The 11,069-nt window shown below is 72.3% G+C and carries 12 protein-coding genes; 9 read left to right on the top strand and 3 right to left on the bottom strand.

Going from position 1 to position 11,069, the window contains the following annotated elements:
- Positions 1-49: 49 nt before the first annotated feature.
- From CCN33_RS23210 to CCN33_RS23170, 9 genes are read left to right on the top strand one after another with little or no spacing between them, the layout of a single operon-like run.
- Positions 50-673 (top strand): isochorismatase family protein, encoded by a 624-nt coding sequence (locus tag CCN33_RS23210; protein WP_086695450.1) that lies wholly within the window; start codon positions 50-52, stop codon positions 671-673.
- Positions 670-2,571 carry an anthranilate synthase family protein gene (locus CCN33_RS23205; protein ID WP_208621856.1) on the top strand — a complete coding sequence of 634 codons (1,902 nt, stop codon included), beginning with the start codon at positions 670-672 and terminating at the stop codon, positions 2,569-2,571. Before CCN33_RS23210 ends, CCN33_RS23205 begins: the two co-directional genes overlap by 4 nt.
- Positions 2,568-2,894, top strand: a complete 327-nt coding sequence (locus CCN33_RS23200; RefSeq protein ID WP_086695449.1) for a hypothetical protein — start codon at positions 2,568-2,570, stop codon at positions 2,892-2,894. The genes CCN33_RS23205 and CCN33_RS23200 overlap by 4 nt, the downstream gene beginning before the upstream one ends.
- Positions 2,894-3,727: a PhzF family phenazine biosynthesis protein gene (locus CCN33_RS23195; protein ID WP_086695448.1), complete on the top strand. Its 834-nt coding sequence runs from the start codon at positions 2,894-2,896 to the stop codon at positions 3,725-3,727. Before CCN33_RS23200 ends, CCN33_RS23195 begins: the two co-directional genes overlap by 1 nt.
- A gap of 27 nt (positions 3,728-3,754) precedes the next feature.
- A complete protein-coding gene (phzG, locus tag CCN33_RS23190; protein WP_086695447.1) occupies positions 3,755-4,393 on the top strand; it encodes a phenazine biosynthesis FMN-dependent oxidase PhzG in 639 nt (212 codons plus the stop codon).
- A gap of 29 nt (positions 4,394-4,422) precedes the next feature.
- Positions 4,423-4,806: a VOC family protein gene (locus CCN33_RS23185; protein ID WP_086695446.1), complete on the top strand. Its 384-nt coding sequence runs from the start codon at positions 4,423-4,425 to the stop codon at positions 4,804-4,806.
- A gap of 21 nt (positions 4,807-4,827) precedes the next feature.
- A complete protein-coding gene (locus CCN33_RS23180; protein ID WP_086695445.1) occupies positions 4,828-5,937 on the top strand; it encodes a phenylacetate--CoA ligase family protein in 1,110 nt (369 codons plus the stop codon).
- The gene (locus CCN33_RS23175) at positions 5,937-7,328 is read left to right on the top strand and encodes an aldehyde dehydrogenase family protein (RefSeq protein ID WP_086695444.1); all 1,392 of its coding nucleotides are present in this window, start codon (positions 5,937-5,939) and stop codon (positions 7,326-7,328) included. Before CCN33_RS23180 ends, CCN33_RS23175 begins: the two co-directional genes overlap by 1 nt.
- Positions 7,329-7,384: 56 nt before the next feature.
- On the top strand, positions 7,385-8,209 hold the full coding sequence (locus CCN33_RS23170) for a class I SAM-dependent methyltransferase (RefSeq protein ID WP_086695443.1): 825 nt from the start codon (positions 7,385-7,387) through the stop codon (positions 8,207-8,209).
- An 81-nt stretch (positions 8,210-8,290) separates the two neighbouring features.
- Here CCN33_RS23170 and CCN33_RS23165 read toward each other — a convergent pair whose 3' ends face one another.
- The 3 genes from CCN33_RS23165 to CCN33_RS23155 all read right to left on the bottom strand — a co-directional run.
- Complete coding sequence (locus CCN33_RS23165; RefSeq protein WP_086695442.1) at positions 8,291-8,917, bottom strand: pyridoxamine 5'-phosphate oxidase family protein; 627 nt, start codon at positions 8,915-8,917, stop codon at positions 8,291-8,293.
- Positions 8,918-9,063: 146 nt separating this feature from the next.
- Complete coding sequence (locus tag CCN33_RS23160) at positions 9,064-10,176, bottom strand: amidase domain-containing protein (protein ID WP_086695441.1); 1,113 nt, start codon at positions 10,174-10,176, stop codon at positions 9,064-9,066.
- A gap of 196 nt (positions 10,177-10,372) precedes the next feature.
- A partial coding sequence (locus tag CCN33_RS23155; protein ID WP_483027253.1) for a polysaccharide deacetylase family protein occupies positions 10,373-11,069 on the bottom strand: 697 nt, incomplete at its 5' end.

The raw sequence follows: 11,069 nt of genomic DNA, 5'->3' as shown, positions 1-11,069 counted from the left end.
GATCCAAACGAAAGACCCATAGCCCTCCCGCCCCGAAAGGAGCCGACTGGTGGTCGGCATACCCCGTATCGCGCCCTACGCCCTGCCGGCGGCGGACAGCCTCCCGGCGAACACGGCCCACTGGACGCCGGACCCGCAGCGGGCCACGCTGCTGATCCACGACATGCAGCACTTCTTCCTGCGTTCCGTCCCCGACCCACTGCGCTCCGAACTCGTCGACAACGCCGCCCGGTTGCGCAAACGCGCCGTGAGCCTCGCGGTGCCGGTGGCCTACACCGCGCAGCCGGGTGGCATGACCGACGAGGACCGGGGACTGCTGAAGGACTTCTGGGGTCCGGGCATGCGTACCGCGCCCGAGGACCGCGAGGTGGTGCCCGAACTCGCCCCCGAGCCCGGCGACTGGATGCTCACCAAGTACCGGTACAGCGCCTTCCACCGCTCCGGCCTGTTGCGCCGGCTGCGCGCCGCCGGACGCGACCAGCTCGTGCTCTGCGGGGTCTACGCCCACATCGGCGTGCTCGCCACGGCCGTCGAGGCGTTCACCAACGACATCCAGGTCTTCCTCGCCGCCGACGCCGTCGCCGACTTCTCCGCCGAACGGCACCGCCTCGCCCTGGACTACGTGGCCGAGCGCTGCGGGGTGGTCCTGCCCAGCGCGGAGGTGTTCCGGTGAGCCCGCCCAGCGACCTCCTGGACCGCCTGCTCGCCGCACCCGGCGACCAGGACTTCGCCCTGCTGCACCGGCCGGAGAGCGGTACCCCCGGCACCGTCGACGTCCTGCTGGGCGAGGTCTCCCACCCGGCCACGCTCGCCGGACTGCCGCTGCCGGAGGGCAAGGACACCCCGGGCCACGAGACTCTCGTCCTGGTGCCCTACCGCCAGCTGGCGGAACGGGACTTCGCCGCCCCCGACGACGGCTCGCCCCTGATCGCGCTCACCGTCACCGAGCAGGCCGAGCTGCCCCTCGCGGACGTGCTGGAGCGGCTGCCCCACACCCCGGTCGGCATGAGCGGCCACCGCTTCGACCTGTCCGACGACGAGTACGCCGAGAAGGTCCGGCGGGTCGTCGCCGACGAGATCGGCACCGGCGAGGGCGCCAACTTCGTGCTGCGCCGCACCCTGCTCGCCGACCTCGACGGCTACACCCCGCACACCGCCCTGGCCGTCTTCCGCCGGCTGACCGCGGTCGAGCACAGCGCCTACTGGACCTTCGTCATCCACGTCGGCGGGCGTGCCTTCGTCGGCGCCACCCCGGAACGGCACATCTCGGTGCGCCGGGGCCACGCCGTGATGAACCCCATCAGCGGCACCTACCGCTACCCGGCCGGCGGCGCCGACCTGGCCGGTCTCACCGCGTTCCTCCAGGACCGCAAGGAGACCGACGAGCTCTACATGGTGCTGGACGAGGAACTGAAGATGATGTCCCGCGTCTGCGAGCCCGGCGTCCGGGTCACCGGACCCCGGCTCAAGGAGATGGCCCGGCTCGCCCACACCGAGTACTTCATCGAGGGCCGCACCCGCCGCGACCTGCGTGACATCCTCCGCGAGACCCTGTTCGCGCCCACCGTCACCGGCAGCCCGGTGGAGAGCGCGGCCCGCGTCATCCAGCGGCACGAGCCCCAGGGACGCGGCTACTACAGCGGCGTCGCCGCGCTGATCAGCCGCGAGCCCGGCGGTGGTCGTTCGCTGGACTCCGCCATCCTGATCCGCACCGCCGACATCGCCGCCGACGGCAGGCTGCGCCTCGCGGTCGGCGCCACCCTCGTACGCCACTCCTCCCCGCGCGCGGAGGCCGCCGAGACCCGCGCGAAGGCGGCCGGCCTGCTGCACGCCCTGGGCGGCGCGGCCGGCCCGGACGTGCCCCCGCTGCCGGCGGCGCGCTTCGGGGACCGGCCCGAGGTGCAGGAGGCGCTGCGCGGCCGGAACGCCGACATCGCCGACTTCTGGCTCGGGGCCACGCCCCCCGGCGCCCTCAGGGTGCCCGAGCTGAAGGGGCGGAAAATCCTGGTGGTGGACGCCGAGGACGCCTTCACCGCGATGATCGTCCAGCAGCTCGAAGCGCTCGGCCCGACCGCCGAGGTGCTGCGCTACGACCGGCTGCACGGCCGCCTCGACGGATTCGACGCGGTCGTGATGGGCCCCGGCCCCGGCGACCCGCAGGACACCGCCGACCCGAAGATCGCCGCGCTGGACGCGGCCGTGGCCCAACTCCTGCGCGACCGGCTGCCGTTCCTCGCGGTCTGTCTCAGCCATCAGGTGCTCAGCCGCCGCCTCGGACTCCCGCTGATCCGGCGGGCGGAACCCAACCAGGGGCTGCAGCGGGCCATCGACCTGTTCGGACGGCGTGAACGCGTCGGCTACTACAACACGTTCGCCGCCGTCAGCCCCGCCGACCACCACCACGTACCCGGCACCGGCGAGGTCGCGGTCAGCCGGGACCCGGAGACGGGCGAGGTCGACGCGCTGCGCGGGCCGCACTTCGCCTCCTTCCAGTTCCACGCCGAGTCCGTGCTCACCGTCGACGGGCCCCGGCTGCTCGGGGACGCGCTGCGGGGGGTGCTCGCCCGATGAGGCTGGAGATCGCCTGGTGGGACCTGGACGACTCGCCCCAGAGCATCCGCACCCTCAACGCGCACCTGTCGGAGGGGGTGACCGGCGACTGGGCCGAGGTCCCCGGCCTGAGGGTGAAGTACTGGGTCGCCGACCCGGCGCACAACCGCTGGGGCGCCGTCATGGTGTGGGAGACCGACCGCCCCGCCGGCCACCCGCTGCCGCCCAACCGGGCCGCCGACCTGATCGGCCGCCCCCCGGACCACCGCATGGGCTTCGCCGTCGAGGCCCTCGCCGACCCCACCGCCCTCCCGATTCCCCAGGTCACCCAGGAGCCCCGCTGATGCACGAGTACCTGCTCGTGGACGCCTTCTCCCGCACACCGCTCTACGGCAACCCGGTCGCCGTCTTCCTGGACGCCGGCGACCTCTCCGCCGAGAAGATGCAGCGGATCGCGCGGGAGATGAACCTCTCCGAGACCACCTTCGTCCACCCCGCCCGCGACGGCGGCGACGCGCGCATCCGCATCTTCACCCCGGTCAACGAACTGCCCTTCGCCGGGCACCCGTTGCTCGGTACGGCGGTCGCGCTCGGCGAGGTGCTCAAACGGGACCGGCTGCGGCTGGAGACCGCCATGGGCACCATCCCCGTCGAACTCGGGGACGACGACGGCGCGGTGACCGTCCGCATGCAGCAGCCGCACCCCGTCTGGGAACCGTACGAGCACGCCGGGGAACTCCTCGAGGCGCTCGGCGTCACCGGGACCGTCGCGCCGGTGGAGATCTACCGCAACGGGCCCCGGCACGTCTTCGTCGGGCTGGAGAGCGTCGCCGCGCTCTCCGCGCTCACCCCGGACCACCGCGCCCTCGCCCGCTTCCCCGACATGGCGGCCAACTGCTTCGCCGGGGAGGGCTCGCACTGGCGGACCCGGATGTTCTCCCCGGCCTACGGCGTCGTCGAGGACGCGGCGACCGGCTCGGCGGCGGGTCCCCTCGCCATCCACCTCGCCCGGCACGGCCTCGCCCGCTACGGGCAGCCGCTGGAGATCCTCCAGGGCGTGGAGATGGGCCGTCCCTCGCTGATGCTCGCCACCGCCGAGGGCAGCGGGGAGCACATCACCTCCGTCCAGGTCGGCGGTCACGGCGTCCCCGTGGGGCGCGGAAACCTCTACGTCTAGGCCGGACCGACTCAAGGAAGGCACGGCATGAACAGCAGCAAGTTCGAGAGCCTGACCGGCCGCACCGACCGCGGCTTCCCGGAGTACGACGACCCGCCGGCGGAGCCCCTGGGCCTGGTCCGGGCCTGGCTGGCCCAGGCCGTCGAGCAGGGGGTGCGCGAGCCCAGGGCGCTCGCCCTGGCCACCGCCGACAAGCGCGGCCGCGCCTCCACCCGCGTCGTGGTCTTCGGCGGCATCGACGACCAGGGCCTGCTGTTCACCACCCACAGCACCAGCCGCAAGAGCCGGGACATCGAGGAGACCGGCTGGGCCTCCGGGCTGCTCTACTGGCGTGAGACCGCCCAGCAGATCAGCATCGGCGGCCCCGCCGTCCCCATCGGAGAGGCCGAGGCCGACGCCCTCTGGCACGCCCGGCCCGTCCCGCTGCACGCCATGTCCGCCGCGTCCCAGCAGAGCGAGCCCCTCACCGACCCCGACGCGCTGCGCGCCGCCGCCGAGTCCCTCGCCGCCACGGGCGCCGCCCTGGACCGCCCCGCCCGGTTCACCGGTTACCGGCTGGTCCCGCACGAGGTGGAGTTCTGGTCGGCCCGCTCGGACCGGATGCACCACCGGCTGCGCTACGAGCGTGACGGCGCCGACTGGCACGTCACCCGGCTCCAGCCGTGACCGCCCCCGACGACAGGAGCCGACCCGCCATGCAGGAGCGCGCCTTTCCCCTGGTCTTCGCCGAGCACGTCCCCGCTACCGCCGCCTTCTACGAACGGCTCGGCTTCACCCGGCTGCGGCAGAACCCGCCCGAGGGCGAGCCCACGTACATCGCCCTCGCCCGCGGCACGGCGGAGCTGGCCGTGGTGTCCGCCGACTGGCCCGCCACCCGGTACGACAGGCCGCTCGGCACCGGGGTCCGGTTCGAGATGTTCGTCCTCGTCGACGACCTGGACACCCTGCTGAAGGAACTCGCCGGGGCCGGCGTCCCGTTGCTGCGCGACCCCGTGGAGATGCCGTGGGGCGAGCGGATCGCCCATGTCACCGACCCCGACGGCAACCCCGTCGCCCTCGCCGCCGGACCCCACTCCTGACCACCTGACCTGGGACGCGCCATGACGCTGGACATCGCCGAGACCGACCGCATCCTCGAACCGCCGCACGGCACCCGCCCCGACCCGGACGCCTTCGTCCAGGCCGCCATGGCCTGGCACTTCGACCCGGACACCGGGTCGCCGTTCTGGCTCAAGCGGGCCACCGCCTTCGACTTCGACCCCCGCCGCGACATCCGTACCCACGCCGATCTGGCCCGCTTCCCCAACGTCGCCGCCGAACTGCGGTACGTGCCCGCCGCCGACCTCGTCCCGCGCGGCTACGGCGACCGCCCCGACGTGATCGGGGTCTACGAGAGCGGCGGCACCACCGGCGCCCCCAAGCGCGTGGTGCTGCTGCGGGACTGGCTGGAGCGCACCCTGCACTGGAGCAACGAGGCGCTCGACGCGCACGGCTTCCCGCGCGGCGCCGACTGGCTCGGCCTGGTGCCCGGCGGCCCGCACATCGTCGGCGAGTACTTCCAGCGCTCCGCCGCCACCCACGGCCGGTACGGGTTCCGTGTCGACCTCGACCCGCGCTGGGTCAAGCGGACCATCGCCGAGGGCCGGGGACCCGAGGCGGGCGCCTACGCCGAGCACGTCATCGACCAGGCCGCCGAGGTGCTGCGCACCCAGGACATCGGGGTCATGACCATCACCCCGCCCCTGCTGGAGCGGCTGGCCCGCCGGGACGACCTGGTCGACCTCGTCAACGACAAGGTCCGGGCGATCCGCTGGGGCGGCACCCAGATGGACGCCGACTCCCGCCACCTTTACCGCACGGAGGTGTTCCCCGACACCGTCCTCAGCGGCAACTACGGCAGCACGATGATCCTCGGCTTCGCGGGGGAGCGCCCGGGCCTGCCCGACGACGGGCCCTGCGTCTTCGACACCCTCGACCCCTGGGTCACCTTCGGCGTGGTCGACCCCGAGACCGGCCGGCCCGTCCCCTACGGGGAGCGGGGGCGGGTGGTCGCCCACCACGTGAGCAAGTCCTTCCTGCTGCCCAACAACCTCGAACGCGACCTGGCCACCCGCGTCCGGCCGCCCGAGGGCGGGATCGGGGACTCCGTCGCCGACATCGCGCCGGTCGGCACCTTCGAGAACGAGACGGTCATCGAGGGGGTCTACTGATGCCGCCCGCGCTGGAAGAGGACGAGCTGCCCCAGCTCGACGCGCTCGGACCCAGGGGCCCGTACCGCGCCCGCAACCGGCTCACGGTCACCGATGTCTCCGGCGCGCCGGTCGCCCAGCTGAGCCTGGTGCCGGGGGTGTTCCTGCACCGCGCGCTGACCGCGCTGCGCCGTGCCGAGCCCGCGGCCCCCGACCGGCGGGCCGCCGTACTGGCCCGTGCGGCGGAGCTGTTCACCACCGCCCGGGTGGGTGGGCTGACCGTCGCCGAGCACGAGCATCTCGTCAGCCGGGTCGGCGGAGTGCCCCTCGGGGTCGTCCGCACCGCGACCCACGCCATCGGTGAGCGCCTGGCGGCCGCGTACGACAGCGCGCGGCGGGCCAGGCCGGCGGACGCCCGCGACGACTGGCGGGACCCGCTCACCCGCGCCGGGCGCGCGGTGTGGACCCGGCGCGGCGAGGTGTTCGCGGTGAACGCGGCCGGCAACCACCCCGGCACCCACAGCCTCTGGCCCGAGGCGCTCGCGCTCGGCTTCCGGGTCGCCGTCCGCCCCTCGCGCCGGGAGCCGTTCACCCCGTACCGTCTGATCACCGCGCTGCGCGAGGCCGGGCTCGGGCCGGACCAGGTGGCGTTCCTGCCCACCGGGCACGAGCTGGCCGACGAGCTGCTGCGCGGCGCCGACCTCGGCATGGTGTACGGCGGCGACGACGCGGTGCGGCGCCACCGCACCGACCCGGCGGTGCTGACCCAGGGACCCGGCCGGTCCAAGATCCTCGTCACGGCCGACGTGGACTGGCGCGAGCACCTGGACACCATCGTCGACTCGGTCAGCCACCACGGCGGCACGGGCTGCGTCAACGCCACCGCCGTCCTCGTGGAGGGCGACCCGGCACCGCTGTGCGCCGCCCTCGCCGATCGGCTCGGCGCGCTGCCCGCGCTCGCGCCGGAGGACGACAAAGCCGTACTGCCGGTGCAACCCGTCGCCACGGCACGGGCGTTCGGCGCCCATCTGGCGAACCGGGCGGCGGGCACCCGGCCCTGGCTGGGCGCGGAGGGGGTCGTGGCCGAACTCGGCGACGGCAGCGCAGCGTTGCGGCCCGCCGTGCACCAGGTCGACCGGCCCGACGCGGCCCAGCTCGGTGTCGAACTGCCCTTCCCCTGCGTCTGGGTGGCGCCCTGGACCCCCGAGGCCGGCACGGCCGTCCTGCGGGACAGCCTCGTCGTCACCGCCCTGACCACGCGGGAGGAACTGATCGACCGGCTGCTGGACGAGCCCACCATCGGCAACGTCTACGTCGGCGACACACCCACCTACCGCATCGCCCCCGGACTGCCGCACGACGGCTTCCTCGGCGACTTCCTGATGCGCACCAAGGCGGTCATCCGCACCTGAGCCGCCCACCAACCGACCTGCCAGACCGAGCACCTGCCGAAGGGACCACCACACCCATGCACGCCGTTTCGTACACCGCACAGTGGATGGCCGCCGCCCGCGCCCTGGAGTCCGAGCGCGAGGACGCCCTCTATGTCGACCCGCTGGCCCGCGATCTCGCCGAGCCCAAGGGATTCGAGCTGATCGACCGCTATGTCGGCGGCGGTCTGCTGCCGTTCATCTCCATCCGCACCCGCTTCCTGGACGACGCGATCCGCGACCTGCTCGCGGACGGCTCGATAGGCCAGGTCGTGCTGATCGCCGCGGGGATGGACACCCGCGCCTTCCGCCTCGACTGGCCCGACGACGTCGACGTCTACGAGGTCGACCACGGCCCGCTCATCACCGAGAAGCGGCGCCGTCTCGACGCGCTGGGCGCCAAGCCCGCCGTGCGGCGCCACGAGGTCTCCGCGGACCTCACCAAGGAGTGGCTGCCCGACCTGGAGGCGGCGGGCTTCGACCGGACCCGGCCCACGCTGTGGGTCGCCGAGGCGCTGACCTTCTTCCTCACCGAGGAGCAGGCGGCCGGGCTGCTGCGCCTGCTGGCCTCCGCCTCCGCGCCCGGCAGCCACCTGGCCTTCGACATCCTCGGCCGGACCCTGCTGCGCAGCCCCTTCTCCAAGCCGTTCCTCGACCGGCTCGCGGAGGACGGCACGCCGTGGATCTTCGGCACCGACGAGCCGGAGCCGTTCCTGGAGGCCAACGGCTGGGAGGTCGAGTCGCTGAAGGAGCCGGGCCAGCCCGGCGCGGGGGAGGGCCGCTGGCCGTACGACGTCCAGCCGCGCGGGCGCCGCTTCGCCAACCGGCTGTGGCTGATCCGCGCCCGGCTCGCCGCACAGTGACGCCGGGTCCCTGAGCACGCGGCGGCCGGAACCCCGCCCAGGGGTTCCGGCCGCCGCGGCCCGTGGACCGCCGGCGCCGCCTCAGTCCCGTGCCTGGAGCCGTTCCCGCAGCTCCAGGTTCTCCTCCGCCAGCAACCGCAGCCGCTCCCGCACCGGCTCCAGCGCCTCGGCCAGCTCCGGCTCCGAGTAGCGCGGGGTGATGTGCTTGGGGCAGTTCCAGAACAGGCCCTCCACCCGGATCAGCATGAGCTGCTCCAGCGGGCCGTCGGTGCGCAGATCGGACAACCGCTCGTGCAGCTCCGGGAATTCGGCCGGATCACGGGTCTCCGCACGGCCGAAGATCTTCAGCCGGGTGGGGTTGGCGTAGTCCATGAAGAACAGCGAGACCCGGTCGTCGGAGCGGAGGTTGCCCGCGGTGATGTACTGCCGGTTGCCGCGCACCTCCACCCAGGCCAGCGTGCCGCTGTCCAGCACATGCACGAAGCCCGGCGGGCCGCCCCGGAACTGGACGTACGGCCAGCCGTCCTCCCCGGTGCTGGCCAGGTAGAACCCGTCGCGGGCCATGATGAAGTCCGCCTCGTCCGGCCCCAGCCGGTCCGGCTCCTCGGTGTCCTGAGCCAGCAGCCGCGCCATCGCCTGCGCACTGCCCCGCTCCTCCTGCACACCCCGCACGTTCTTGGTGAACGCCAACCGCGCGTACCGGCTCATCCACGCCCCCTGAAGCCCACACCGCCAAAACCCGGTCGACGGCCGACTTTATCCACGGCCCGCCACACGGCAAAGGACCACCGGGGTCCGGACGCGCGAAGACCCCCGCCCGGCGGGCTGCCGGGCGGGGGTCCTCGGTCACCTCATCAGGTGCGGTAGGCGTAGAACGCCGCCGTCGGGTAGGACGCGACGAGGCTCGCCACCGACCGGTTGTAGGTGTTGGTGGAGTGGTACGTCACGTAGGGCACGCCCTGGGCGTCGCGCTTGGTGACGATCATCGTGTGGTCCTTGGACCCGTCCTTGTTGAAGTCCATCTGGATGACATCGCCGATGTCGGCCTGGTAGACATTCGCAAGGCTCGTGACCCGCTTCGAGGACAGCGCGAACCAGGAGAACTCGTTCACACCCACGAAGGAGTCCGACTGGATGTCGGCGGTACCGAACCACTTGTGGAAGTCGTTCGTGTAACCGGGAACGTGCTTCCAGCCACCCGCCTTCAGCGCCTGGCTGACGAAGTTGGTGCAGTCACCACCGGCGCCGGCCCCGTTGAAGTCCGGGTACGCGGTGTTGTACTTGCTCCAGTACTTCGTCGCGTACGCGGTCATGGCCTTGTAGTCATAACCCGTACCCGTCAGGGTCTTCGGCTTCGCCGGAGCCGGCCGCGTGGTGGCCGCGCGAGGCGCGTCCGGCGGGCCGTCGTCCGCCTTCACCGTCGGCTTGGCGACCTCGGGCTTCGCCACCTGGTTCACCGCGAGGTAGCCCTCGTCGGTGTCCTTGATGCGCGTGAGCTGCCAGTTGCCACCGCGGTCCGCCTGGAAGGTCAGCTCGTGGTGGGCCTGGAACCCCGTGGTGGGGGGCTCGTTGCCCGTGACCTTCTTGTACGTGAGCGACGTGGTCTCGGTGACGTCCACCGTGGCACGCCGTCCCTTGACCTGCGTGGCGTCCAGCTTCACGCTGGTGCTGCCCGCGCTGTACTGCTCGCCCAGCGCGGCCAGACGGCTCTTGCGGCCGCGCAGCTGGCTGAGCGCGGAGTCCTCCTGGCGCGACTGCGTGCCGGACAGGCGCACATCGCCGGAGAATCCGGAGGTCCGCTGCTCGCGGTCCTTCGAAGCACCGCCCACCAGGGCCTGGGTGCGGTCGGTGAAGACCGCGTCCGCCAGCCGCTGGAAGGTCGCCTTGGTCGCCGTGTCGACGGTCGGGTCGTCGGTGACCGCCGCGCCCGCGCTCCAGTTGGGCAGCAGGGCGACGCCCGCCACCACGGAGGCGGCCGCCGCCGAGATTATGGTGGCGCGGCTCCGCTTACGGCTCAATTTTCTTGACTTCAATGATGTTCCCCTCTACGCCGGTACAGAGACCGGGACTCCGGTGACAGAGACCGGGCGAACGCATCTTCGCACGCCGTGTGCGGCGCATGTGAAGACGGGATGCACAAGTGGAACCAGACTGTTTCACAGGTCACTTGACGACCGACGACCAGTCAGGCGACTGAGCGGGATCCAGGGTGCGCAGCCGCGCCAGCGTCTGCGGTGTCTGGACGTCCATCCAGTCGGCCAGTTCCTTGAAGGACACGCACTTCACGCCCTTCTTGGTGCATACGTTCTTGACCACCTGGTCGATGGCCCGCATGTAGATGCCGCCGTTCCAGTCCTCGAAGTGGTTGCCGATGAACAGCGGCGCCCGGCTCCCGTAGTACACCCGGTTGAAACCGGCCATGTACGAATCGACCGTCTGCTGCTCCCACTTGGGGAACTCGGCCGCGTTGCCCTGCGTCTCGCCGTCCGACTGGTTGTACAGGAAGTTGAAGTCCATGGACAGGCCCTGGTACTTGCCGGACTCGTACGGCAGCATCTGGAGCGGGAAGTCCCAGACCCCGTCCTTCTTCGCCGGCCAGATCTGGAAGTCGCCCGCGGAACTCGCGTCGTAGCGCCAGCCGTAGCTCTTGATGGCTTTCAGCAGGTTCTTCTGGCCCTCCAGACAGGGCGCCCGGCCGCCGGTGACCTCCTTCCTGAAGTCGAAGGGCAGCGGGTCGATGTCCTTGTAGCCGGTGTTGGACTTCCAGTGCTCCACGAACGAGTAGAACTGGTCGATCTCGCTCTTCCACTCCTCGACACTCCAGTCACCGCCGCCCTTGGCGCCGCAGAAGTGCCCGTTG

The organism is Streptomyces recifensis, from assembly GCF_002154615.1.
Classification (GTDB): Bacteria; Actinomycetota; Actinomycetes; order Streptomycetales; family Streptomycetaceae; genus Streptomyces; species Streptomyces griseoluteus.
Note: the sequence above shows the minus strand (reverse complement) of the source record. Positions and strands in the feature narration are given on the sequence as shown.